General features: G+C 68.9%; 25 protein-coding genes. 18 read left to right on the plus strand and 7 right to left on the minus strand.

What is annotated here, in order from left to right:
- The first annotated feature begins 1,576 nt into the window (after window positions 1–1,576).
- The 3 genes from ACE1OC_RS04225 to ACE1OC_RS04235 all read left to right on the plus strand — a co-directional run bounded on the left by ACE1OC_RS04225 (window position 1,577) and on the right by ACE1OC_RS04235 (window position 5,348).
- Window positions 1,577–2,734 carry a PLP-dependent cysteine synthase family protein gene (locus tag ACE1OC_RS04225; protein WP_266494581.1) on the plus strand — a complete coding sequence of 386 codons (1,158 nt, stop codon included), beginning with the start codon at window positions 1,577–1,579 and terminating at the stop codon, window positions 2,732–2,734.
- Complete coding sequence (locus ACE1OC_RS04230; RefSeq protein ID WP_266494579.1) at window positions 2,734–4,038, plus strand: MDR family MFS transporter; 1,305 nt, start codon at window positions 2,734–2,736, stop codon at window positions 4,036–4,038. The genes ACE1OC_RS04225 and ACE1OC_RS04230 overlap by 1 nt, the downstream gene beginning before the upstream one ends.
- 83 nt (window positions 4,039–4,121) lie before the next feature.
- The gene (locus tag ACE1OC_RS04235; RefSeq protein ID WP_266448421.1) at window positions 4,122–5,348 is read left to right on the plus strand and encodes a DUF1015 domain-containing protein; all 1,227 of its coding nucleotides are present in this window, start codon (window positions 4,122–4,124) and stop codon (window positions 5,346–5,348) included.
- Between the two features lie 64 nt (window positions 5,349–5,412).
- Here ACE1OC_RS04235 and ACE1OC_RS04240 read toward each other — a convergent pair whose 3' ends face one another.
- Both ACE1OC_RS04240 and ACE1OC_RS04245 read right to left on the minus strand, forming a co-directional pair.
- Window positions 5,413–6,054 carry a DUF305 domain-containing protein gene (locus ACE1OC_RS04240; RefSeq protein ID WP_266448419.1) on the minus strand — a complete coding sequence of 214 codons (642 nt, stop codon included), beginning with the start codon at window positions 6,052–6,054 and terminating at the stop codon, window positions 5,413–5,415.
- 90 nt (window positions 6,055–6,144) lie between these two features.
- Window positions 6,145–6,564 carry a DUF6153 family protein gene (locus ACE1OC_RS04245; RefSeq protein WP_407841476.1) on the minus strand — a complete coding sequence of 140 codons (420 nt, stop codon included), beginning with the start codon at window positions 6,562–6,564 and terminating at the stop codon, window positions 6,145–6,147.
- Between the two features lie 123 nt (window positions 6,565–6,687).
- Between ACE1OC_RS04245 and ACE1OC_RS04250 the strand changes: the two genes are divergently transcribed.
- The 3 genes from ACE1OC_RS04250 (at window position 6,688) to ACE1OC_RS04260 (ending at window position 8,969) form a co-directional block, all read left to right on the plus strand.
- A complete protein-coding gene (locus ACE1OC_RS04250; RefSeq protein WP_266448416.1) occupies window positions 6,688–7,056 on the plus strand; it encodes a BlaI/MecI/CopY family transcriptional regulator in 369 nt (122 codons plus the stop codon).
- Window positions 7,053–7,961, plus strand: a complete 909-nt coding sequence (locus ACE1OC_RS04255) for a M56 family metallopeptidase (RefSeq protein ID WP_266448414.1) — start codon at window positions 7,053–7,055, stop codon at window positions 7,959–7,961. Before ACE1OC_RS04250 ends, ACE1OC_RS04255 begins: the two co-directional genes overlap by 4 nt.
- 147 nt (window positions 7,962–8,108) lie before the next feature.
- Window positions 8,109–8,969 (plus strand): F510_1955 family glycosylhydrolase, encoded by an 861-nt coding sequence (locus ACE1OC_RS04260; RefSeq protein WP_407835862.1) that lies wholly within the window; start codon window positions 8,109–8,111, stop codon window positions 8,967–8,969.
- Here ACE1OC_RS04260 and ACE1OC_RS04265 read toward each other — a convergent pair.
- Window positions 8,941–9,471: an anthrone oxygenase family protein gene (locus ACE1OC_RS04265; RefSeq protein WP_407835863.1), complete on the minus strand. Its 531-nt coding sequence runs from the start codon at window positions 9,469–9,471 to the stop codon at window positions 8,941–8,943. The two genes, ACE1OC_RS04260 and ACE1OC_RS04265, sit on opposite strands and share 29 nt — an antisense overlap.
- 5 nt (window positions 9,472–9,476) lie before the next feature.
- On the minus strand, window positions 9,477–9,887 hold the full coding sequence (locus tag ACE1OC_RS04270; protein ID WP_266448406.1) for a nuclear transport factor 2 family protein: 411 nt from the start codon (window positions 9,885–9,887) through the stop codon (window positions 9,477–9,479).
- A gap of 96 nt (window positions 9,888–9,983) precedes the next feature.
- On the opposite strand from ACE1OC_RS04270, the gene ACE1OC_RS04275 reads away from it, so the two are divergent.
- On the plus strand, window positions 9,984–10,616 hold the full coding sequence (locus tag ACE1OC_RS04275; RefSeq protein WP_407835864.1) for a TetR/AcrR family transcriptional regulator: 633 nt from the start codon (window positions 9,984–9,986) through the stop codon (window positions 10,614–10,616).
- A gap of 112 nt (window positions 10,617–10,728) precedes the next feature.
- Here the strand turns inward: ACE1OC_RS04275 and ACE1OC_RS04280 are convergent, their stop codons facing one another.
- The 3 genes from ACE1OC_RS04280 to ACE1OC_RS04290 all read right to left on the minus strand — a co-directional run bounded on the left by ACE1OC_RS04280 (window position 10,729) and on the right by ACE1OC_RS04290 (window position 12,923).
- A complete protein-coding gene (locus tag ACE1OC_RS04280; protein WP_407835865.1) occupies window positions 10,729–11,622 on the minus strand; it encodes a F510_1955 family glycosylhydrolase in 894 nt (297 codons plus the stop codon).
- Between the two features lie 113 nt (window positions 11,623–11,735).
- A complete protein-coding gene (locus tag ACE1OC_RS04285) occupies window positions 11,736–12,371 on the minus strand; it encodes a DUF305 domain-containing protein (RefSeq protein ID WP_407835866.1) in 636 nt (211 codons plus the stop codon).
- Window positions 12,372–12,482: 111 nt separating this feature from the next.
- Complete coding sequence (locus ACE1OC_RS04290; protein ID WP_407835867.1) at window positions 12,483–12,923, minus strand: DUF6153 family protein; 441 nt, start codon at window positions 12,921–12,923, stop codon at window positions 12,483–12,485.
- Between the two features lie 147 nt (window positions 12,924–13,070).
- On the opposite strand from ACE1OC_RS04290, the gene ACE1OC_RS04295 reads away from it, so the two are divergent.
- From ACE1OC_RS04295 to ACE1OC_RS04345, 11 genes are all read left to right on the plus strand, one after another.
- Complete coding sequence (locus tag ACE1OC_RS04295; protein ID WP_407835868.1) at window positions 13,071–14,528, plus strand: MFS transporter; 1,458 nt, start codon at window positions 13,071–13,073, stop codon at window positions 14,526–14,528.
- 471 nt (window positions 14,529–14,999) lie between these two features.
- Window positions 15,000–15,554, plus strand: coding sequence for a DUF4396 domain-containing protein (locus ACE1OC_RS04300; protein WP_407835869.1), 555 nt, complete (start codon window positions 15,000–15,002; stop codon window positions 15,552–15,554).
- 205 nt (window positions 15,555–15,759) lie between these two features.
- Entirely contained in the window at window positions 15,760–16,170 is a 411-nt protein-coding gene (locus ACE1OC_RS04305; protein WP_407835870.1) for a hypothetical protein, read from the plus strand.
- Between the two features lie 344 nt (window positions 16,171–16,514).
- Window positions 16,515–17,108 (plus strand): hypothetical protein, encoded by a 594-nt coding sequence (locus tag ACE1OC_RS04310; RefSeq protein WP_407835871.1) that lies wholly within the window; start codon window positions 16,515–16,517, stop codon window positions 17,106–17,108.
- Window positions 17,109–17,243: 135 nt separating this feature from the next.
- Complete coding sequence (locus tag ACE1OC_RS04315) at window positions 17,244–18,455, plus strand: L,D-transpeptidase (RefSeq protein WP_407835872.1); 1,212 nt, start codon at window positions 17,244–17,246, stop codon at window positions 18,453–18,455.
- Between the two features lie 289 nt (window positions 18,456–18,744).
- A complete protein-coding gene (locus ACE1OC_RS04320) occupies window positions 18,745–19,200 on the plus strand; it encodes a hypothetical protein (protein ID WP_407835873.1) in 456 nt (151 codons plus the stop codon).
- A gap of 32 nt (window positions 19,201–19,232) precedes the next feature.
- The gene (lnt, locus tag ACE1OC_RS04325; RefSeq protein ID WP_407835874.1) at window positions 19,233–20,783 is read left to right on the plus strand and encodes an apolipoprotein N-acyltransferase; all 1,551 of its coding nucleotides are present in this window, start codon (window positions 19,233–19,235) and stop codon (window positions 20,781–20,783) included.
- A gap of 18 nt (window positions 20,784–20,801) precedes the next feature.
- Window positions 20,802–21,665 carry a prolipoprotein diacylglyceryl transferase gene (gene lgt / locus ACE1OC_RS04330; RefSeq protein WP_266448375.1) on the plus strand — a complete coding sequence of 288 codons (864 nt, stop codon included), beginning with the start codon at window positions 20,802–20,804 and terminating at the stop codon, window positions 21,663–21,665.
- A gap of 141 nt (window positions 21,666–21,806) precedes the next feature.
- Window positions 21,807–22,163, plus strand: a complete 357-nt coding sequence (locus ACE1OC_RS04335) for an NADH-quinone oxidoreductase subunit A (RefSeq protein WP_266448372.1) — start codon at window positions 21,807–21,809, stop codon at window positions 22,161–22,163.
- 230 nt (window positions 22,164–22,393) lie between these two features.
- A complete protein-coding gene (locus ACE1OC_RS04340; RefSeq protein WP_407835875.1) occupies window positions 22,394–23,524 on the plus strand; it encodes a hypothetical protein in 1,131 nt (376 codons plus the stop codon).
- On the plus strand, window positions 23,517–24,422 hold the full coding sequence (locus ACE1OC_RS04345) for an NADH-quinone oxidoreductase subunit H (protein WP_407835876.1): 906 nt from the start codon (window positions 23,517–23,519) through the stop codon (window positions 24,420–24,422). The genes ACE1OC_RS04340 and ACE1OC_RS04345 overlap by 8 nt, the downstream gene beginning before the upstream one ends.
- Window position 24,423 lies beyond the last annotated feature (1 nt).

Raw genomic sequence — 24,423 nt, forward strand, 5'->3', positions numbered from 1 at the left:
CACTGTCTCCGACTCCGCCTCACCCCTGCTGTACGAGTACGTCCTTTCGACCGGCCCGGGCGCCCCATTGCGTGTGACGCTGGTGCAGTCCGACCATCGGGTGGCCGTCCTCGTACTCGCGACCCGGCAAGTCGCCGATCACGCCCATCCGGACCCGAAGACTGAGCACTGTCTCGAAGAAGCAGTGAAATCCACGCAGCCACATGGGCCTTCCCCGTTCGGGGCGAAGCACTGCTGATGGGGAGGGGAGGGGAGGGCTGTGCACTACGTCTACTATTCAACTTCTTAGTTGAATAGTAGATAAAATCAAATCAGGCCAAGCTACACACGAACCGTTCACGCATTGTCCAAAATCACGTCAACTATTTCGCGGGAGAGCCGCTAAGATCACGGCATGGTTACAGCCCGGTCGCCCTATCGCGTGCCGCCGACCCGCTCGTCGATGGGTCTGCTGCGCCTGCTTGGGCTGGCCGTGCTGCTGCTGGGCCTCTTTTACGCGCACGGCGTGCACATGGAGGGCAGGGCCGAGGGCCACGGAGGCCCCGGCGCGTCCGTCTCCTCCGCAACTCCCTCAGGCGGCAGTACAGCCGCCCGGGTGGACCACACGGAGCACCATGGAGCTGACCACTCCACTCAGGAGTGCACGCCGAGGCTGCCGCGACAGGGAGCCACTGTTGACGCACCTCGCCTGTCTCCGCTGACCGTAGCCCGGTGTGCGTTCGGCACCCCGCCCAGCTTGCCCGCGAGCGGCGACCCGGGGCCGGTCGGCTCTTCACTGACACACTCCAGAACAACGCCCGTGCTCCAGATGTAGACAACGGCAACGACTGGCGACGCCCGTATCACCATATTTGCGCCTCACCGGCGCTATGTTCGGGCTTGTCCAGATTTTGGCGCCCTGACGTCCACGCACAGCGGGTGACGGATGGGCCCAACCATCGCTGTCCACACCGTCGACCTCGTGCCGCTTCCTCTGCCCCCATGGGCCGCTGAAGCGACTGCCGCGCGGAGGAAAAGTGCCACGCCACCCGCTTGTACGACCCAGCCGCCGGGCCGCGCCCTGGCCGGGCCGTCTCCTCGCAGGCATCCTGAGCGCCCTGCTGCTGGCAGCGGTGCACTGCTCTTCCTATCTCGCCAGTGACGACCACGGGCACGTCGCCGCGACGGCATCAGCAAGTGAACTCACGCACCAGCATCCGGTCGACGTGCCGGTGGACGGGCACCAGGAGCACGGTCACAGTTCTGCTTGCGTCTCTCCCGGACTAGCTCCCCAGCCTCAGAGCGGATCCCAGTCTGCGGCAGACGCGGCAACAGTGCTCTCCCTCGCCATCGCCGGTGAGGCGGCGATGGCCGAGCCTCCGGCCGCGCCGCCCGGCACCAGCAGAACGCCGATAGCCCAGAGCGGCCGCTCCACGCTGACATGCATCTGTCGGTGGCGCATCTAGACCACTCGCTATGCAGCCGTACGACCGGCTGCCGCATGCCGATCTCAGGGCCGGGATACCCCCCTGCCCTGCGCCGGCGGCATGCGACCCGAGCGAGTACTTGACGCGCATCACCGAATGAGAGCGAAACAATGCATTCCTCGACCACGGACGCGACACCCCCCACCCACTCCGCCCTGTCCGGGCTCGTGGGTAACACCCCGCTGCTTCGGATCACAGAGCCTGTCGCCCCGTCGGGGCGCGGCTTCTGGGCCAAGCTGGAGGGCTTCAACCCCGGTGGCATCAAGGACCGCCCCGGCCTGCACATGGTCGAACGGGCCCGCGCCCGCGGTGACCTCAAGCCGGGCGCCCGCATCATCGAGTCCACCAGCGGCACCCTCGGCCTGGGCCTGGCCCTGGCCGGCATGGTCTACGGACACCCGGTCACCCTGGTCACCGACCCGGGCCTGGAGGCATCCATGACGCGGCTGCTGTCCGCCTACGGAGCACAGGTCAACGTCGTCTCCGAGCCGCACCCCACCGGCGGTTGGCAGCAGGCCCGCCGTGACCGCGTAGCCCAGCTCATGCAGCAGCACCCGGACTCGTGGTGCCCGGACCAGTACAACAACCCCGACAACACCACCGCATACACGCCGCTGGCTCTCGAACTGGCCACCGAGCTGGGGCACATCGATGTCCTGGTATGCAGCGTGGGCACGGGTGGGCACTCCGCGGGCGTCTCCCGCGTGCTGCGGCAGCTGTACCCCGACCTGACGCTGGTGGGCGTGGACACCATCGGTTCCACCATCTTCGGCCAGCCCGCCCGTCCCCGGCTGATGCGTGGCCTCGGCTCGAGCATCTATCCCCGCAACGTCGCCTACGAGAACTTCTCCGAAGTGCACTGGGTCTCTCCGGCCGAGGCGGTGTGGACCTGCCGCCAACTCGCCTCCTCCCACTACGCCACCGGCGGGTGGAGTGTGGGCGCTGTCGCCCTGGTCGCGGGCTGGTTGTCCCGTGCACTGCCGAAGGACACCCGAATTGCGGCGATCTTCCCCGACGGCCCGCAGCGTTATCTCAGCACCGTCTACGACGACGACTACTGCGCGGCCCACGGTCTGCTCGAGGCACCGCCGGCCCTCGAACCCGAAGTGATCGGGCGCCTGGACGAGAAGGAGGTCACCCGCTGGACTCGTTGCACCACCGTGGTCGACCCGCTCACCCTCGCCGATGAGACGCGGGACACCGAGGTTGAGGCACCTGCCGGCGAGGCCGAGCCGCTCATCGAGGCCGACTCGGAGGACACGGCCTGATGAAGGGCACGATCACACAGTTCCGAACCTACGAGCGCAGCGTCCAGCTCTTGATGGTGAATCAGTTCACCATCAATCTCGGCTTCTACATGCTCATGCCCTATCTGGCCACGCACCTGGCCGGCCCGCTCGGGCTCGCGGGCTGGCTCGTCGGGCTGATCCTCGGCGTGCGCAACTTCAGCCAGCAGGGCATGTTCCTGATCGGCGGAACATTGGCCGACCGTCTCGGCTACAAGCCGTTGATCATCGCGGGGATGGTGCTCCGTGTTGCCGGTTTCGCGACCCTCGGGCTCGTTGACTCCGTACCCGCATTGATCGCCGCCTCCGCTGCTACGGGGCTGGCCGGAGCCCTGTTCAACCCCGCCAGCCGCGCGTATCTGGCCGCGGACGCGGGCGAGCGCCGAGTCGAGGCGTTCGCGCTGTTCAACGTGTTCTACCAGGCCGGCATCCTGCTGGGTCCGCTGGTGGGCATGGTGCTGACAGGCGTCGACTTCCGCGTCACCTGCCTGACAGCGGCCGGAATATTCGCCGTGCTGAGCATCGTGCAGATCCGCGCCCTGCCCGCCCGTCGAGGCAACGACGCGCAGGACCAGAAGGATGGCCGGCGCGAGAGCGTGCTCAGCCAGTGGCGCGGCATCCTGGCCAACCGCCCGTTCCTTCTGTTCTCCGTGGCCATGATCGGCTCTTACGTCATGACCTTCCAGGTGTATCTGGCGCTCCCACTGGAGGTCCGACGTCTCGGTGGTGAAGGACAGTTCGGCACGGCTGCGGTGGCGGTGCTGTTCGCCGTATCGGGGCTGAGCACGGTCCTCTTCCAGACGAAGGTCACCGCCTGGTGCAAAGCCCGCATGGAGCCGGGCCACGCGCTCGCTTGTGGGCTGCTGGCAATGGGCGTGGCCTTCCTGCCCTTGCTGGCTGCCACAGCAGTGCCCGTCCCGGACGGCGGAGTAGGCCTGTGGCTGCTGGCAGCAGTGCCCCCGGCGGTGTCCGCCTTGCTGCTGGCCTTCGGCACGATGATCGCCTATCCGTTCGAGATGGACACGATCGTCCGGCTCTCCGGCGACCGCCTCGTGGCCACGCACTACGGGCTGTACAACACCATCTGCGGTGTGGGCATCGCGCTCGGCAACCTGCTCACCGGCGCGGCGCTGGACGCGGCCCGAAACGCGGGCATGTCCGCGCTCCCGTGGCTGGCGCTCTTCACCCTCGGCCTTGCGTGCACCGCCGCCGTCTACGGCCTGCACCGGACCGGTCGCCTCGCACCAGCCGTGCCTGAGGCGCGGGCCGAGGCCGTACCCGTCTGACCGAACGGCCAAGCACCAGAGGGGCGGGCATCTGCCCTCGCCCGCCCCTCTGGCCTGCCGCGCCCCCGCATCGGGAGTGAACTTTGATATCCACCCCTCTTCGCCAGACCCCCACCGCACTCCAGCTCAGCCCTTTCCGGGCTGTGCGGTACGACTCGGCACACGCCGGAGACCTGTCCAGTGTGATCAGCCCGCCGTACGACGACATGCCGATCACCTATGCGCGGGCACAGCGCGGTCGGCCTCATCACATCGCCCGGCTGTTGTACGCCCACGACGTACCGGCCGCCGCCGGACAATTGGACCGATGGCTGAACCGAGGCGTACTACGCCGGGATCCTCGGCCGGCCCTCTACGTATACCAACAGCGTCTCGGGCACCGGCTCTTGCAGCGTGGACTGATCGGTGAACTGCTGCTGTCAGATGAGAGCGCCGCAGCAATCCTTCCCCACGAGGACGTCCAATCCCATGTCGTCGGGCAACGCGCGGCTCACATGGCCGGACTGCGCGCCCAGCTGGAGCCCCTCCTCCTCACCTACCACTCCACGGATGACGCGGCGACCCGCCTTGCCGAGGAGATCACCAGCCGCCGGCCCACCGCATCCGCGCGGCTGGGAGCGATCACGCACACCCTGTGGAGCTGCACCGATCCCGTCGAGCAATCGGTGCTCAATGCCGGGCTGGCGGGCTGCCAGGCCCTCATCGCCGACGGCCACCACCGCCACGCGGGCTGCCTGCGGCTCGGACAGGAGCGGGGAGGCAGCAGCACCTGGGACCGCAGCCTGGCCCTCCTGGTCGATTCCGCCGCAACCCCCTTGCAGCTGACGGCGATCCACCGCGTCATCCCCGGGCTGGAACCCGACAAGGCCGCTGCGGCGGCCGCAGACGTGGCACGGGTCCGTCCGTTGACCTCCGGTCCACGACTGCCCGGCCCTGATGAGCTGGTGGTCACCGGTAACGGCCGGGCCTGGAGCATCTCGGCCCCTGACCCGCAAGCACTGGCTGAAGCACTGGCAGCACGGCCGCACGAATGGCATCAACTGCCCGCCGCCATCGCGGACCACCTGCTTCTCGATCGCGCCTGGTCGGTGCCCGACCTCCCCGGCGCTGTGCGCCATGTACACGACGCCGACCAGGCGACTGCCGCCGTGACCGCGCCCGGGGGAGGAACCGCTCTCCTGCTCCCCGCTGTCACCGAGGACACGGTGAGGAGACTCGCGGCGAAGGGGGTACTCCTCCCCCGCAAATCAACCTCGTTCGGCCCGAAGCCGGCTGCGGGACTGGCCATGCGAGTCCTCGCGTCCAGGTAGTGCCCGGCTGAAACGCCGCGGCGCGGCCGGCGGAGTGCTCCGCCGACCGCGCCGCGTCAACGACTCAGCTCTCGCCGAGCATCTTCTTCATCTGCTCGATCTCGGCCGTCTGCGCCTTGATCACGTCGTCGGCCAGCTTCTTGGCGGGCTCGTACTTGCCGCCCGCCTTCTCGGTCTTGGCCATTTCGATGGCGCCCTCGTGATGCTTGATCATCATCTCGGCGAACATCTTGTCGAACTCGGCACCCGTCGAGTTCTTCAGCTTGTCCATGTCGGCCATGCTCATCATGCCGGGCATGCCGGAGGACATGTCGTGGCCCTGGCCCGACATGTCAGCGGGGACTTCCTCGCCCCACGAGGTGAGCCATCCGGACATGGTCTTGATCTCCGGGTCCTGGGCGCCCTTGATCTTCGTAGCCAGGTCCTTGGTCTCGGCGGACGAGGCGCGGGTGTCGGCCAGCTCGGCCATTTCCACCGCTTGGCGGTGGTGCTGGATCATCTGCGTGGCGAAGGAGACGTCTGCCGCGTTGTGGTCTCCGGCCGTGGCGGAAGCAGTGGCGGACGGCGAGGCGGTGGGCTGGCCCATCGCTCCCATGTCGTGAGCGCTGTTACCGCCATTTCCGCCACAGGCGGCCAGGACGAGGGCAGCCACTCCGGTGCCGGCGACGAGTGCGGTACGACGGATCATCTTGCGGTGCGCTTTCATGCGGAAACTCCTCGATTTGATCTGTGGAAGGGCATAGCGAATCGCGACGCCGCGCCCGGTACGGGCTCATTCCGGCGGCGCGTGGCCGTCCTATATCCGCAGGAGTTGCAGCTCTGAGAGAGAGGGAGGTGCCCGGCCCCCGTCTGGACCGCCGGCGCGGGCGGTGATCGGTCCCTCTGCAGACAGGGGAAGACCGATGTCTGTGGGAACGAGGGGCGGAAACACGAGGGCCGCCGCCACGGCGCCGGAGGCGCACGTCGGATCGGCATGGTCGGCGGGCTGGTGTTGCCCGGAGCAGTCATGGCCGCACTCATCCGGCTCGGCCATGACAGCTGCCGCGCGCCCGATCTCCGCATTGCGCCCGTGCGTGCTCTCCTGTGCTGCGGCCGGGGCAAACCCCAGGCCGTGCATCCCGAGGAGCCCTATGAGGAGGCCGAGGACGAGCAGCCCGCTGAGCCGCAACACTGGTCGCGGCTTCGCGGGCTTCTCATTGCGTGACATCGGCGCCATCGTAAGCACCAGCACACCCACATGGCATGCCGATCGCGTCCGAACAGGTAGGAGGGCCAGTCCGAGCCCATTCGCGCGGTCTACTATGTAGTTGCGTACAACAATGGCGAAAGGATTCGGCCCATGCGTCGGCTGGGGGAACTTGAGGCGGAGATCATGGACCGCCTCTGGAGATGGAACCGTCCCGCCACGGTGCGTGAGATCGTCGACGACATAAACGAACAGCGGAACATCGCCTACACGACTGTGATGACCGTCACCAACATCCTGTTCCACAAGGGCTGGCTCCTGCGTGGCATGGAGGGGCGGGCCTGGCGGTATACGCCGGTGCGCAGCCGCGAGGCGTACTCGGCGCTTTTGATGGAGGACGCTCTGGGAGCCAGCGAGGACCGGCCGGCCGCGCTGGTCCAGTTCGTCGAGAACATGTCCGCCGACGAGGTGGCAGCTCTGCGCACGGCGCTGCGCAGCGTGGGACGACGGCCGAAGCCATGAACGCCGCGCCCGCTCTGGTCGCCTACACGGCGGCTGTCGGCTTCCTCGCCCCCCGGATCATGCTGCGCAGCGCCTGGCCGCACCGGGCTCCTGCCCTCGCGGTGGCCGCATGGCACGCACTGGCCTTCTCGTTCTCCGTCTCCGTGGCGCTCGCGGCGTACCACCTCGCTACGCCGACCGAGCACCTCCACGCGGGACTCGTAGGCCTGCTGCACGCCTGTGGGCTGGGGGCCGGCTCAGCCGCGCCCGATCCGACCACCGCCGACAAGCTGGCCGTGGCCTTGCCCACCGCGGTGGTGCTGGCCTTGGTCGCGAGCTTTGCCTTCCACATGACCCGCGCAGGGCGTGCGCGAGCCCGGCACCGCGACGTATTGGACAAGGTGGGGACCCACTCTGCCCGCCTGCGTGCCACTGTCCTGGCCCACAAAACGCCGGCCGCATACTGTCTGCCGGGCCGCCGCTCCCGGATCGTCGTCAGCGACGCGGCCGTGCGGCTGCTCTCCGACGAACAGCTCAACGCCGTCCTCGAGCACGAGCGTGCCCACGTCGCGGGCCGCCACCACCTGGTACTCGCCGCGGCAGAGGCCTTCGCCACCGTGTTCCGTTGGGTGCCACTGGCCCGCCACGCCAAGGAGCAGACGGCGATCCTGCTGGAGATGATCGCGGACGACCGAGCACTGCGGAGCCATGAGCACGACGTGCTCGCGACCGCGATGTACGAGATGGCTGCGGGGCGTGCCCCACAGGGCGCGTTCGGCGTGGGCGGGCACACCGCTCTGATCCGCATGCAGCGCATCCTGGGACGGCGCGATGACGCCCACCCGGCGCTCTGGGGTTCCGTGGCAGCCGTGGCAGCCGTGGTGCCCCTACTGCCGCTGTTGGTCGCCTGCCCTCCCGGTCTCTGACAGGAGAGACGACTTCCGTCGTACACCTGGTTGCTTTCCGCTTGCCTCTCGGTCTACGAAGTTACTAAGTTTTTACTCGTTGGCCGAAGGTCAATGCGAAGCCGAATCCGCCCGTGAGCACCACCCCTCCATCACCACGAGGACCCCGTGACCGCACGTCTCCGTTTCCGTACCGTGTTCGCCGCCACGGCCGCCACACTCGCCGCGGTCACACTCGCCGCCTGCGGTGCCGGGTCCAGTGGAGACGAATCAGCCGATGCGTCGGCGCCGCTCGCTCATGTCCACGGCCTCGGCGTCGATCCTGCGGACGGCCGCGTGTACGTCGCCACGCACGACGGTCTGTACAGCGTCGGCGCAGGAACGGACCCGAAGCTCGTCGGGGACCGCAAGGACGACTTCATGGGCTTCACCGTGACAGGCAAGGGCACCTTCATCGCCAGCGGCCACGGCGCGCCGGGAGGTGGACAGCCGGGCAATCTCGGCCTGATCGAAAGCACGGACGCGGGTCGTACGTGGGCGTCCAGGTCGCTCGCCGGCGAAGCCGACTTCCACTCCCTCGACTCCGCCGGGGGCACCGTGTACGGGTACGAGGGCGGCCAAATCCGGGTCACGAGCGATCTCAAGACCTGGGACGACCGGGCCAGCCTCAAAGCCCTCGATCTGGCAGCAGGTCCGGGAGGGGGCGAGCGGCTGCTGGCCACGACCTCCGAGGGCGTGGTGGCCAGCGCCGACGGAGGCCGTACGTTCGGCAAGGCCGCGGGTGCGGTGCAGGCGTTCGTGTCCTGGCCGGAGGAGAAGGCCCTCTTCGGGATCGATCCGGCCGGAAAGCTGAGCCGCAGCGAAGACGGCGGCAAGTCGTGGACCGTGATCACGACCGTGCCCGGCGGAGCGCCCCAAGCGCTCACCGCGCTGGACGCCCGGCATGTCCTCGTCGCGACCCAGGGCGGGGTGTACGAGTCGAGTGACGGCGGCCAGACGTTCACCCCACTCTCGCCGCTCTCCTCCTGACCCGCTTCGAAGCAGCCTGGGCCGTCTGCTTCGAATCAAGCCCGGAACCTCGAGGACGCAGGGCAAGAAGGATCAGCAGGGCGAAGGCGGCGAACGCGGCTCCGGTGCGGGCGTAGTTGAACGCCTCCCAGCGCGACAGGATCTCCGCATGGTCTGCAGGGGCGGAGGTGGCGGCCCACTCCTTGATGCGACCGTTGATCGGGACGTTGCCGAGCCGGGTGATCAGGAAGGACACCAGCGCCAGAAGCCCTGCCCCACTAGCGAGCCACCGTGCGGTGCCCCGGGTCATGACGGCGAGCGCCAAGGCGCTGAGCACCGACAGGCCCATGGCGCCCTGCATGGTGATGCCGTTCATCTTCATCAGCTCGGTATGGAAGGAAAGCCTCATGTCGAGCGGTACGGCGTTGAACGTGGGAACCAGGTTGGCCGCGCCGTAACCGAACGCGCCCGCGAGGGCACCGGTGGACAACAGGGCGATTCCCTGGGTGAGTCGGACGCGCATCCGCGCTACCTCCGCTGCTGTGGTTCTGGTCGGTCGAGTATCCGAGTGAGCTGGTCGGCCCGGCGCAGCAGGCCCTCGGGCGTGAACCAGCCGAACATGAAGACCTCTGTGGAGACCGGCCCGCTCTTGCGCATCCGAGCATGGATCGTGAACCTGGCCGCGATCCGGTCGCCGTCAGCCAGCGCCTCGTGCATCTCGAACCGGAACTCGGTCACATTCCTGCGTACGGGGCGGAGGTGGGCCAGGAGCCGGTCCCAGTCGAGCCGTACGCCGTCGGCGATCTGCACGACGTCCCTGGTGTAGTACCTCGCCATCAGTTCAGCCGGGTCCCCCTCGCCGCTGACGACAGCCTCGGTGAAGGCGGTGAAGAAGTCTGCGACGAACTGCTCGGGTGTCATCGTTTCCAGAGGTTTCACGGCGCTCCGGTCGGGTGGGCAGGGTTACACCCCGCTACGATCGCTTACATAGTTGTAAGATATGTGAGCGAGTTAATTTTGACAAGGATGTAAGAATTGACTGACCCTCAGGCCTCCCAGGGCGGCCCTTCGACCCCGCCGCGTCGCCGCCGGGCCGATGCCGAACGGAGCCGGTCCGCAGTGCTCGACGCCGCGATCCGGCTCCTCGCCGAGCGCCCGGATGCCGGCATGGCGGCCATCGCCGCGGCTGCGGGCGTCACCCGCCAGACCGTCTACGCGCACTTCGGCACGCGCGACGAGCTGCTCGAGGCCGTAGCCGACCGGATCACGGAAGAGGCCATGGCGGCAATGGACGATGCGGAAGTCGACGAAGGACCCGCCCTGGAGGCGTTGCTACGGCTGCAGGACATCAGCTGGCGACTGTTCGAAGGACATCCGGTGCTGCTCCAGCTCGGCGCCGCCCCGGGGAACGCGGAGGCGGACGGCGCGCGGCACGAGCCCGTCATGGCCCGGCTGACGCGGTTGATCGAGAAGGGGCAGGCAGCGGGCGAGTTCGACCCGGAGCCGCCCGCCGCCTGGCTCGTCGCCGCTGTGACCGCCCTGGGACACGCAGCGGGAGACGAGGTCGGGGCGGGCCGGATGACGGTCGGTGAGGCAGCAGCCCACCACCGCACCGCCACGCTCCGCCTTCTGCGTGCGCGCGCTCACGGAGCCCACACCGCCTCCTAGTCCGGGGGAGTCGCCACTCCTCCCTCCACATCCTTCAGCGAACCTTCCTCGCCCTGGCCGTGAAAGGCGCCAAGGTCGAGATCGGCGCCAGGCCCGGGGCCGGGGCGGCCGGTCAGTGTCCGGCGACCGCGTGGGCGGGGCGGTGTACGACGGTCCAGCTGCGGCCGCCGTCCTTCGACTCGTACACGGTGTCGTTCGTATCAGCAGCCAGCAGGTGGGTAGGGCTGGCTGCAGTCAGCACGGAAGGTTTCGCGGCATTCGGCAACTGACCTTGTTCGGTCCAGGTGTTGCCGTCGCCGCTGGCCAGTAGGGCGCCGTCGGTGTCGAGGGCGACCAGTCGGCCGGATTCGGGGCGCTCGACGGCGACCAGGCGGGACGCGCCGGTGACGGGTTGGAAGGTGCGCCCGCCGTCGGTGCTGTGCATCAGACCTTCAGGACCGGCTGCCCACAGGTCGTCGGGGGCGTCAGCGTGGGCTGCGAGGTCATCGGCCGGGAGCTTCGCCCGCCGGTCCCAGGTGCGGCCGCCATCCGTGCTGGCCCACACCTGGAAGGTCCGGCTGTCATAGCCGTAGAGGGTGGCGCCGGCTTGCTGAAGGGAGTGGAAGTCGGCTTCTCCGCCTGCCGAGAGGGTGGTCCAGGTGATGCCCGCGTCGGTGCTGCGGATCAACCCCAGGTACGGGGAAGTCGCTGCTGGGTCGGCCGGTGAGGGGTGGCCACTGGCGAGGAAGGTGCGTGGTCCGGTGACGGTGAAGCCCATCGTGTCCTGGTAGCGGTCTGCGATACGCACGGCGGAGGTGCCGCTGAGGCGGAAGACGCCCAGGTGGCCCGCGGCGTACAGGGAACCATCAGCCGGGTCCACGCCGAGTCCGTGCAGGTGGCCGGTGCCCGGGTCGGGGTCGCCTGCGGCGGGGGCCGGCGTGTTGTCGGCGGTGGAGCACGCGGTCAGCACGGCACTGGCAGCCAGAGCGGCCGCGACGAGGCGCAGGACGGGGACGCAAGTCGTCATGAAGTGAGGTCCAGAAGTTGGTCGGGTAACACCGGAAAGGGCGCCTGGGCGCATACGGCCGATGGGATGCGGGCGGCCGGTTGGCCGCCCGCACCCCATCGACCCGGGCGGCGTCAGCTCTTGCCGAGGAGCTTGTTCATCTGGGCAATCTCGGCGCTCTGCGAGGTGATGATGGCGCCGGCCATGTCCTTGGCGGGCTGGTACTTTCCGTCCGCCTGCTCTGTCTTGGCCATGGCGACGGCGCCTTCGTGGTGCTTGACCATCAGCTGCAGGAATGCCGTGTCAAACGCCTTGCCGGATGCCTTCTTCAGGTTGTCCATCTCCTCGGGCGTCATCATGCCGCCCGTGCCGTGCGCTGAGTGATCCATCGCTCCCTCGGCGGGAACCTGCTCGCGCCAGGCGGTCAGCCAGCCGGACAGGGTCTTGATCTCCGGGTCCTGGGCCTTCTTGATTTCGTCGGCGAGCCTCTTGATCTCGGGCGACTCAGCGCGCGTCGGCGCGAGGTCGGCCATCTCGATGGCCTGCCGGTGATGGGGGATCATCCCCTTCGCGAAGGCGGTGTCCGCGGCATTGTTCTCGCCCTGTTGTGCGGGGCCAGACCCTGTGGCGGTCGCCGTGGCACCAGCGTCATGGCCGTTGTGTGCGGAGCCGTTGTCGTTGTTGCCGCCACAGGCGGCGAGGACGAGGGCTGCGGTCGCGGCCGCAGCCACTGCGGTGGTGCGGCGAATCAGGGCGCGCTTGGCAGTCATGGTCGTGCTTCTCCTGCACTCAGGGCACGCCCAAGAGAGCGTGCAAGAAAGGGCGCTGCTCAGGGGCAGGCCACCACGCCCCTACGGGGCCGGGGCCATGCCGGGGCTGCCCTAGATGCGCAGGAGTTGCAGTTCGCTCAGTGACGGTGGCGCGCGTTCACAGGCTGTCGTGCCGGGAACCCCGTGACGGACGGGTGCCGCGGCATGGACCGCACCGGCCGCGAGGGCAGGTGCCGGGATCAGCGGAGCGCCGCTGGTTCCCGTGGCCGCGCAGGTGGCGTCTGCATGCTCGGCATGTCCACCGCCTGGTGCGGGGTCGCTGGCATGGAGGCATCCGCCATGGGCCTCAGAGGCGGCCAGCGGGCCGCCATGGGCAGCCCGCGCGTGCTCCGAAGCGGTGGCGTGGTGCGATGCCGAGGCAGGGGCGGCCATGGGGACCGCGTCCGGGCCCAGGCCGTGCATGGCCATGAGTCCGGTGAGGACGGCCAGGACGAGAAGCAGGCGAGAGCGCAGCCCGAAGGCGTCGCCCGCTTGCTTCGTCTGCTTGGCCACAGCGGACATCGTAAGCGGCCCCTTCGGCAGCCGTGAGGCCGGGCCGAGTTTCTTCGACCCCCTTGAAGGAAATACCGGAGGGGGGTATAACGTTCCCGCCATCGAGATACCCCCCGGGGGTATAAGACTTCGCTTTGGGGAGCGGTCATGCCAACCGTCAATCCACGCCGCTGGTGGGCACTCGCCGTGCTCGCCGCCGCACAGTTCATGGTCATCATGGACACGTCGATCATCGGCGTCGCCCTGCCAGAGATGCAGCGCGACCTGGGGTTCTCCCAGGGAGATCTGCAGTGGGTGTTCAACGCCTACGTCATCGCCTTCGGCGGACTGCTCCTGCTCGGCGGCCGCCTCTCCGACCTCCTCGGCGCCCGAAAGGTCTTTGTGACTGGCTGGGGCATCCTGATCGCGGGCTCCGTCGTCGCCGCGGCCGCCCAGAGCGCGTGGGTGGAGGTCGCCGGCCGCGCGGTACAGGGCGTGGGCGGCGCGCTGATCGCACCCGCCTCGATGACCCTGCTGATGATGCTCTTCGGTCACAGCCCGAAGGAGCTGGGCAAGGCCCTGGCCCTGTACGGCGCCGCGGCTCCGGCCGGCGGCACGGCGGGTGTCTTCCTCGGCGGGGTGTTCACCGAATGGGCCAGCTGGCCGTGGGTGTTCATCATCTACGTGCCCATCGGCATCGCCACCCTGCTCGCCACCGGGCTGCTGCCGGCCGTCGCCGCCCGCCGCGGCGGTGGCGTGGACGTCCTGGGAGCGGCGGCAGTTACCGCGGGCCTCGCGCTCACCGTCTTCACCGTCGTCCGCGCCCCCGAGACCGGCTGGGGAACAGCGCAGACGGTCCTTCAGTTGATCGCAGGGGCCGCCCTGCTGGTCGCGTTCCTCCTCATCCAGCGGTCCGCGAAGTCGCCCCTGATGCCGCTCGCCATCTGGCGCACCCCCGGCCTCGGCGTCTCCAACCTGGCGATGGCACTGCTCGGCGCCGCCTGGATCCCCATGTGGTACTTCCTCAACCTCTACCTCCAGCAGGTCCTGGGCTACGGCGCCTTCGCCTCCGGTGCAGCCCTGCTGCCGATGACCGGCCTGCTGATGCTCTTCATGACCACCGCCAGCGCCCGCCTGCTCGGCCGCTTCGGCCCCAAGCCGCTGATCACGGGCGGCCTGCTGGTCCTGGCCGCCGGCCTGGTGTGGCTGTCGGCCGCTAGCCCGACGGGATCCTTCGTGGTGGACGTCCTGCCCGCCTCACTGGTGGCAGCCCTCGGCATGGCGCTCGCCTACATCCCCACCCTGATGGCGGCCATGTCCGCCGCCCCGCAGGAACAGGCCGGCCTCGCCTCCGGCATCGTCAACACCACCTACCAGGTCGGCTCCGCCCTCGGCCTGGCCGCGCTCACGGCACTGGCCACCTCCCAGGGTGCGGGAGCCCTCGGGAACTTGCCCGCCCTCACCGACGGGTTCAGCGCAGCCTTCCTCGCCGCCGCCGGCATCGCCGTCACCGGCGCACTGGCCACCCTCGCCCTCATGCGGGGCAAGCCGCATCCGGCCGACACCCCGGCGGCATCCGTACCGACCCAGGGCGAGACCGAGTCCCGCCAAAAGGCCGCCAACTGACCGCGGTCAGGGCGTCGCCGTCACTTCACGCACAGCCTGCGAACCGAACAGGGCGGGTCCCGCCGGGTCTATCCGGCGGGACCCGCCCTGTTCGGTTCAGGCGCCAGAGCGTGTGGCGGCGGGATCGTTGCCGTCGGCGCGGATGAGGGGAACACCTTGCCGGGCCTGGCGCGCTCCACGCGGGCCAGACGATGACGCCAGCAGCGGGCAACTTGACGAAAAGCCCCAAAGCCCGAGCGGGACCACGTCCGCCCCCTGATGATCAAGCAGTGCGACGCGATGGCGGAGACGAGGAGCGCGAGAGGCAGTGAACTTCAGGAACATGTGCCAGCACTGCCAGCCCCCGGGCTCATTTTCCGCAGGAGGTCTCACGCCAATCGCCTCGACATATACCCCCTGGGGGTATATTGTCCACAGTGAGGGCCGCGGGGAAGCCGGTCACACAGTGGACGCCGATGGGGGATGAAGGCCATGGATCACAGCACACATCACGACGCCGCTCACGACCACTCCGCACACCAGGCCCACACCGGCGCGCACGACCACGCCGCACATCACGCTCACGAGGGTCATGGCGGGCACTCCATGGGAACAGTGACCTGGGGAGCTGCCGCCAAGGCGACGCTGCACTGCCTGACCGGATGTGCCATCGGCGAGATCCTCGGCATGGTCATCGGCACTGCTCTGATGTGGAGCAACGTGGCGACCATGGTCCTGGCGATCACGCTCGCGTTCGTCTTCGGCTACTCCTTCACCCTGTTGGCGGTGCGCAAGGCCGGGCTGGACTTCAAGACCGCCCTGAAGGTCGCACTCGCCGCCGACACCGTCTCCATCGCGGTGATGGAACTCGTCGACAACGGCATCATCGCCCTGACTCCCGGCGCCATGGACGCCCATCTGTCCGACGCACTGTTCTGGACCGCGCTCCTGGGCGGCTTCGCCGTCGCCTTCCTGATCACCACCCCCGTGAACAAGTGGATGATCGGCCGCGGCAAGGGCCACGCTGTCGTCCACGCGTACCACTGACGCCCTCGCCGCCAGCAGGATCCTGAGGCCGCTCCTCGATCGTCGAGGAGCGGCCTCCACCACGTCTTGACGACGCAACTGTGTACCCCAAGGGCACACAGTTGCGCCGTCCTCCACCAGGCCACCGCCTTGCGCGGGCGCGCGACGGGACAAGAAAACCGGGCCCCGGTGTCAGCGCCACTTCCGGGTTGGCTATCATCACGGCGTGGTCACGAAACCGACGGTCGCAGCCCTGCCGGCCACCCGCTCCCGGGTGCCGCAGCTGTCCCGTCTGCTGTGGCTCGGAGCGCTGCTCCTCGGGCTGCTGTACACCCACGGCATGGACAGCGGAAGTGCCGCCGCGCATCTCTCCTCAGGCGTCGTCGCCGCTGCCCCCACCAGCGCTACGGGCTGGCCGACCACCGACGAATGCCACGACGGCAGCCACGAGTCTCCGCACACCATTGAGGTCTGCGCGGCTGGTCAGCCGACCGGCGGCTTCAATGTGTCCGCGCCGGCCGTGTCGCCTCTCGGAGTAACTCTCCCGAATCACCAGGCAGCGGGCTCTCTCGCAGGCTCCGCCATGGCCGTGCAGCCCGGCGGCCCGAGTGGCGCGCCAGCGATCCTGCGCGTTTAGCCCGCTCACAGCCTCCCCCCACCTTCGCCCCTTCCCCGCCACGTCCGGTCGGCCTGCCAAGGCCCCCTGAGACGTTCGCTCGCTGCACGCTCCAGCGGCAGCTCCGTCGGCGGATTCCCTTCCTTCTCGTACCGGCTCGCACCTACGCGCCCCCGTCCGGGCTCGCGGGTCACTTGCCCATGCCTCAGATCATGAAAGGCCTCGTCTTGTCGCTCCTCACCGACCAGCCGACTCCGCGCCTCGCGCCTCAGCCCGCGTCCGGAGGCCGTGCCGCCGCAAGGCAGCGGGCCCGGTCGCATCGCGCCCGCCGCACTCCTCCCCTGGCCGGCCGCTACATCGGGTACGTGCTGTACTTCGTCGGCGCCGGTCTCATCAGCGGGGCTGTCGTCCACCACCCGCTGGACCCGGCCAGATACACGGTCGTGGGCGTCATCGGTGTCTTCGTCTTCTTGCTCGCCACATTGGTCAACGAATTCCTGCTCGCCAGCGACCGGCCCGCCCTGCCACGGGCGCTCATGGTGATCGGCGCCTCGCTCCTGCTGTCGTTCGGCATCGGCATGCTCAGCGGCGGCCTGCAGCACTTCGACGACTTCCCTGCCCGAGGTGCCGCACTCGTCCCACTGGGCATAGTGGTTTCCTTCGTGGCCTTCGTGCTCAAGGACGCGGACGCCTCCTGGCGTCGGATCTTCGGCCCCATGGGGCTTGCCGTATTGCTCATCGCGGCAGGTGCCTACTTCGGCCTGAACGTGATTGCCGACGGGATGGCCGCCGAGACGTCCGGAGGCGGCCACAGCCACGGCGGAGGCGCCGAAGAGCCTGACGAGCACGGCACAGAAAACGAATCCCCCGCATCCCCCGGAGGATCTACGGCCCCGAAGGATCCCGCTGCCCCGAGTCAGGGTGGGACAGCCGAGGCGGACGACGGTCACGCTCACTGACCGACCGAGGGGGCGCCAGCCCCCGAAGCGACCGCGGCGTTCACCTGTCCGGCCACTCCTGGAGACCGGGAACCAGGTCGCGCCGGCAGTCGTCTACTAAGACACTTAGCTTATTAGGAATGGAGACAAGACGTCATGCAGCAGAGTCCGCCAAGGGGCCGTAGGGGCGTACGATCGCTCGCGCTCACCGCGGCCGTCGGCCTTGCCCTGGCCGGGTGCAGCGCGGCCGGACAGAACAAGAGCGGCTCCAGCACAACTGCCGTCGAGGACGCCAAGAACAGTGGCCCTTCCGCGATAGTCGTGGACACCGGCTCCGGCGAAACCCCGGTGCCCGTGTCGCAGAAGATCACCGTCAAGGCCGAAGGGGGCTCCCTGACGTCCGTGGAGGTGAGCTCACCCGGCCACGGCACGGTCGCGGGCAGCTTGTCCCCGGACAAGTCCATTTGGACTTCCTCGAGCCCCCTCGCCCCCGGCGCCGAGTACACAGTGACAGCACAGGGCGCGGGTAACGGCGGGGCCAAGCTGACCAAGACCGCTTCCTTCACCACGCAAGCGGCTGCGAACACTTTCGTCGGCACGTACAACGTCGACAAGGGCTCGACCGTGGGCGTCGCGATGCCCGTCTCGATCACCTTCAACAAGCCCATTCAGGACAAGGCGGCCGTCGAGCGCAAGCTGGCGGTCACCGCGTCGCCGGCTGTCGACGGATCGTGGAGCTGGATGAAGGACCGCGACGGGAAGGATCGTGTCGACTACCGGCCGAAGGAGTACTGGAAGCCCGGAACCGACGTCACCCTGCGCATGGACCTTGCCGGAGTCGACGCCGGCGGCGGCTTGTACGGCACGCAGCAGCGTGAGGTGAACTTCCGCATCGGCGACGCGGTGACCAGCACGGTCGATGTCGAGAAGAAGACCATGACCGTCGCCAAGAACGGCAAGGTGCTCAGGACGCTGAACGTCTCCACCGGCAAGAAGGACTTCGAGACCTGGAACGGCACCATGGTCGTCCTGAGCAAGGTCCCGTCCATCCGGATGAACTCCGCCACGGTCGGCATCTTCGGGCCCGAGGCGTACGACATGGAGGACGTGAAGTGGGACGTTCAGCTCACTCCGTCGGGCACGTACGCGCACGCGGCCCCGTGGAACGAGGGCAAGTTCGGCCGCGTCAACGCCAGCCACGGCTGCATCGGCATGAGCACCGAGGACGCCAAGTGGTTCTTCGACCAGGTCAATCCCGGTGACCCTGTGACGGTGGTGAACTCGGTGGACACGGTGGCCGTCAACAACGGCTACGGCGACTGGAACGTCGACTGGGCCACCTGGCAGAAGGGCAGCGCTCTCTCGTAGCGCATCCGTCGGCAGCCGACCTCAAAGGCGGACACGCCGCCTCCATCGCCCTGTACGGCCTGGCGGCGGCGATCCTCTTGGCCGTTGCCCGCTCCGGTCGAGCAGCATGCGGCCCCGACCTGCGCCATCGTCAGCCACTCCCCCGCTCCACGTCGCCCCGGTGACATTCGACACCATTGCTACTAAACAACTTCGTAATTTACTATCTGGTCAGCCGTCGGCCGGAAATGATGAGCAGGCTCCCCCGTCCAGCTCAACCGGTCGGCGGCTCCCCTCGAAGGAGCCACACATGGGCAGCTGGCCCGCCCGTAGATGGGCCGTCGCGGCTGCGGTCGCCGTGCTCGCCGCCCTTGTCATCGGAGTCCCCACCGGTGTGGTGGCTTCGCCGTTCTACACGCGCATGACGCCGGTGCTGTGGTGGAACTATCCGGTGTGGCTGGTCAGCTCCCTCCTCGAGGGTCTGCTCGTCGCCACGTACGTCCGCGCCGGCGAGCAGTCATCCATCGAGGCGGAGACGAAGGAGCGTCCGGCGACGGCCCGCGCCCTGGGCGCCGGCCTGCTGTCGGCGTTCGCGGTCGGCTGCCCCATCTGCAACAAGCTGGTTGTCCTTGCCGTCGGAGTGACCGGTGCGCTCTCGTACTGGGCGCCGCTTCAGCCGCTGCTCGCCGTGGCCTCGGTCGGCCTCCTACTCTTCGCGCTGATCCGCCGACTTCGTACGGCCGCCAGCTGCCCCTTTCCTTCGTGAGCAGCAGCGAGCGCCATGCACGACCGCCTCGCATGACCCTGAGCACCTGGGCAGCGGCGGCGCTCGGCGGCCTCCTCCTCTACGCCTCGTTCCCGCCCGTCGGCCTGTGGTTCCTCGCACCGCTCGGGCCGGCGCTACTGATCGTCGCGATCCGGGGCAGGTCCTGCCGGTCGGCATTCGCGGTCGGCGCAGTCTTCGGAACGGCCTTCTTCGGTCCGCTGATCGTCTGGCTCTCCAATCTCGGCGTGCTGCCGTGGCTCGCGCTGACCGCGGTCCAGACCTTGCTCGTGGCCCTCGCCGCGATGCTCCTGCCTCGGCTGCTCTCTCTGCGGGGGTGGCCGTTGTTCGCCGCTGCTTGGTGGGTCGCGGTCGAGGCGCTTCGGGGGCGTGCCCCACTCGGCGGTTTCCCGTGGGGCAGGCTCGCCTTCGGCCAGGCGGATGCGCCGTGGGGCGAGTGGGCCTCGGTCGGTGGCGCCGCCGCGCTCTCCTTCGTCACGGCGCTGCTGGGATCGCTGCTGGTGTACGGCGTGACGTCCTGGCGGGGCGGTCACCGACGGTCGAGTGCGGTCGCGTCGTGCGGTGTGGTCGCACTGGTGGTCGCACCGCTGCTGATCCCTGCCGCGAAGCCGTCGGGGCGGAGCGCGGTGGTGGCCGTCGTGCAGGGCAATGTCGAACGCGAGCGCTCGCTGGCCGAGCAAGCGCGTGTCCGAGGGGTGGCACAGAACCATGCCCGGCAGACCCAGGAGCTGGCCGACGCCGTCCGCCGAGGTGAGGTTCCCAGTCCCGACGTGGTGCTGTGGCCCGAGAACTCCCTGGACAGCGATCCCCAGCGAGACCTGGAGCTGGGCGCCCTGGTGGCGGATTCCGTGCGGCAGCTGGACCGTCCGCTGCTGATCGGCGCCATCCTGGACGGGCCGGGCGGCCAGTCGTACAACGCGGGACAGCTGTGGCTGCCTGAGCAGGGACCGGTCGCTTCGTACGCCAAACGCCAGCTCGTCCCGTTCGGCGAGTACATCCCGGCACGGTCGCTGCTCGGCGGGTTCGGCGCGCTGCAGCTCATCCCCCGGGACTTCGCCGCCGGGTCCTCGCAGGCGCCTTTGATCGCGGGCCCGGTGCGGCTCGGCGATGTGATCTGCTACGAGATCGCCTACGACGGGCGGGTCCGCGACACCGTCCTGGCGGGAGCCAACCTTCTGGTCGTCCAGACCAACAACGCCACGTACGAGCGCGGCGTGCAGGCCGGCCAATCCGAGCAGCAGCTCGCCATGGCCCGGATCCGTGCGATCGAATACGGACGTTCGGTCGCGCTGGCATCCACGAGCGGTGTCAGCGCCCTCGTCACACCGGACGGGAGGGTCAGCGACCGGCTGGGCACCTGGCGCGGTGGTTACCTGGTCGAGAGGCTTCCGCTCGCCGAGGGGAACACCTTGGCCACACGGCTCGGCGCGTGGCCGGAGCTTCTGCTGGGCGCACCGGCCCTCGCGGGCCTCGCGACCCTGCTGCGGCTACGGCGAAGGGCGCGGGCGAATCCGCCGGCGGCGGACCTCAAGCGTGACCAACGTCTTACTAATCTACTTAGCTGAATCTCGTATAGTGCAGAAATGGACCTCGCCTTTTTGCCCAGCCCGTCGACCGGCGTCGTCAACCTGGGACCCATTCCACTGAGGGCTTACGCCTTCTGCATCATCCTCGGCATTTTCGTCGCCCTATGGCTCAGCAGCCGACGCTGGGCGGCGCGGGGCGGGTACAAGGAGACGATCGGCGACATCGCCATGTGGGCCGTGCCCTTCGGCCTGGTCGGCGGACGGCTCTACCACGTAATCACCAGCCCGGAGGCGTACTTCGGCGCGGGCGGCGATCCGATCCGCGCGCTCTACATCTGGGAGGGCGGTCTGGGCATCTGGGGGGCGATCGCGCTGGGTGGCGTCGGTGCGTGGATCGGCTGCCGACGGCAGGGCGTGTCATTCCTTGCCTTCGCGGACACCGTCGCGCCCGGAGTCGCGCTGGCCCAGGCGATCGGCCGGTGGGGCAACTGGTTCAACCAAGAGCTTTACGGCAGGCCCACCACACTCCCCTGGGGCCTGGAGATCGACCCGGACAAGCGGCCGTCCGAGACCATCGATCTGGCGACGTACCACCCCACTTTCCTCTACGAATCGCTGTGGAACGTGGGCGTGGCGGTACTGCTGATCTGGGCGAGCCGCAGGTGGGCCCTTGGACACGGCAGGACCTTCGCCCTCTATGCGGCGGCGTACAGCGTCGGGCGCTTCTGGATCGAGTACCTGCGGATCGATGAAGCCCACAGCTTCCTCGGGTTCCGGCTGAACAACTGGACGTCGGTCGTGGTCTTGGTGGGTGCCGTCGCGTATCTCGTGATCTCGGCGCGTCGACACCCGGGGGTGGAGGACGTGTCGGAGGACGGGGCCGAGACCGAGCCCCCACAGAAGCAAGCGGTCGGAAGGTGACCTGGCGACCGGGAGCCTCACCGTAACGGCAGAGGGAATTGTCCCGGTCTCCATGGTGTTGCGCGCTCCGTCCGAGGGAGTCGGCTGAGATGCTGCGTCCCGGTGGTCGTGCTGAGACCCGACCGCCGGGAAGGGGCTCGCATGCAAACCTCCGACTGGCAGCCGGTCTTCCTCCTGCTTGTGCTGGTCCTTGCCGCGATCGCCCTGCTCCACGCTGCCGCCATCGCGGCGCGCGCCGTCCGTGAACCCCTGTTCACCGGCCCGTTCAGCGGAGGGCTCGAGCCGCGGGAGCACCCGCTCTCGCGATTCCACGTGCGCTGGTATCCCGTGACGATGGTCTTTCTCGCCTTCGACATGGAAATGCTCTTCATGTATCCGTGGACGAAGGTCGTCTCCGCGGTTGGCACCAGTGCGGTCATCGAGATGTTCCTCTTCCTCGGAGTGCTCCTCGCCGGTGTGGGTTACGCCTGGCGTGAGGGGGCGTTCCGGTGGAGTTGAAAGGCCGGCTCCTCCGGGCGGCCACGGCTCGGCCGGGTGTCCTGTTGGCGGTGCGTCCGGGGGCCACTCGGGAGCGGTTGTTCGTCGAGGCGGAGTTGGTGCGCCGGGGCTGGCCCTGTGCCGCAGGGCCTGCCTCCGCGAATCTACTCGTCTGTGTAGGCGAGCCCACGGCCGCAGAGGATGACTGGGTCGAGCGACTGTGGCTCGGAATTCCGGCGCCCAAGGCTCGCGTGACCGCCTCGGCGGTGGACCGGGCCGTCGAGGCCCTCGATCGGGGGGTCGCCGACCTGTTCAACGGAGTGCACCAGCACCGCCTCGGCCATCACGAGGAGACCGACGGCAGCGACCGCCACCGCGGACATCATGACCATCAGGAAAGCCCGGATCCCGCCCCGGAATCCGGCCGGCATGCACACGACGACCACGACTCGCACGGCAGTGAGCACGCCAACGGCAGCTCCGCGGGAGCACATCAGCATGGCGGGCACGACGGACACGCGTCACACGAAGGCCACAACGGTCACGCCGCGCACGGTATGCACGGCGACCACGACATGGGGGCTGTCGCCGGGCTGCCCATGGCGGCACGGGCGGATGACCGCGACGGCCTTCGGCTCGACCGGCTGCATGTACCTCTCGGGCCGGTGCTGGCCGACTGGCCGGCAGGGCTCGTCCTGCGGCTGGAGCTCCAAGGCGATGTCGTGCAGCAAGCCGCCGTCGAACGGATCGCCGCCCCCACCACTTCCCGTCCGCCCTTCTGGAACGAGCCCTGGCTGCGCGCATCCGCCGGCGAGCGCGTAGCCCGCGGCGATGCGGCGCGGCGGCTGTGTGCGGCTCATCTGGACAGCCTCGGCCGGTTCCTCGCCGTGGCCGGCTGGGACGACGCGGCAGCCCAAGCGCGGCACGTGCGCGATCGGGCGCTGGCCGGTGTGGCAGCCACCGAACTCGCTTCGTCCGTAGTCCCCTTGATCCGCCGCATCCGGCGTTCGCGAACGTTGCGGTGGCTGACGTCAGGGCTCGGCGTACTGCCCAGCGAGCATGCACACCACCTCGGCGTGACAGGTCCTGCGCTGGTGGCCGACGGGGACGTGCACTGCAGGATGCTCGTCTGGCTCGACGAGATCGAGCGCAGCGCGGGCGACTGCGATGCCCCCGGCACGCTCGGCGCAGCCGACGTGACCGGTCCTCGGGGAAGAACCGACGGTGCGAACCTCCCGTCGCAGGGGCTGCTGGATGTGCTCCCGGGCCTGTTGGAGGGTGCTGAGTTCGCCTGTGCGCGGCTCATCGTCGCGAGCCTCGATCCCGACCTCGATGAGTTCACCTGGGCGACTCCGCACGCGCAGGGGCCGGCCGATGACTGATCCTGCTCCGCCGTGGGCCGTGCTCGCCCTGCCGGCGGTCCTGGCCGGTGCGGCCTGGGCTGTCGCCTCCTTCGACGCCGTGCTCGGGGCGGGAACTCGGGCGGCAGGGCCGGGCCGCGAAGCGCTACGACTGCTCGTACAGCAGCCCCGCCGCACGCGTGCGGCCGATGTTCCGCTGACTCGGTTTGGGAGCACGCTGCTTCCGGTGGCGGCCGTCCTGGCCGCGGTCGTCCTACCGCTCGGTTTCCGGTCGGTGAGCGATCTACCGGAGGGGATCGTCTGGTTCAACGCGATGGAGGCGCTTGCCTGGGCGGCGGTATGGCTGACCGGATGGGGCCCCAACTCGACGCTTTCGCTGATCGGCGGCTATCGGTTTCTGGCTCAGGGGCTGGCGTACGAGCTGCCGCACATGCTGGCGATCACCACCGCTGCGCTGGGCGCTGAGTCTCTGCGGGTAGGCGATGTGGTGGACGCCCAGGCCGGGTTGTGGTTCGCGGTGTGGATGCCGGCGGCGTTCGGGATCTACCTGCTGAGCGCGCTCGCGATGTCCTTCTGGGGCCCGTTCGACCAGCCGGCCGGACGCGATGTGGCAGGAGGAGCGGCGGCCGAGCTGTCGGGCGTGGACCGGATTGTGTTTCTGAGCGGGCGCTGGCTGTTGTTCGTGGTGGCGGCCGCGTTCAGCGTGCCGCTCTTCCTGGGCGGCGGTCACGGCCCGCTGCTGCCCGGCTGGGCCTGGACGCTGGTGAAGACGGCCGTTGTGCTGGCCTTCCTGGTGTGGGCTCGGCGGAGAGTTCCGACCGTACGGATGGAGCGCTATGTGGAGCTGGCGTGGGTCGTGCTGACGCCGCTGGCGGTGGCCCAGGCCCTGGTGGTGGCCGTGGTCGTGCTGAACCGATGAC

This window comes from Streptomyces stoeckheimensis (assembly GCF_045822005.1).
Classification (GTDB): domain Bacteria; phylum Actinomycetota; class Actinomycetes; order Streptomycetales; family Streptomycetaceae; genus Streptomyces; species Streptomyces stoeckheimensis.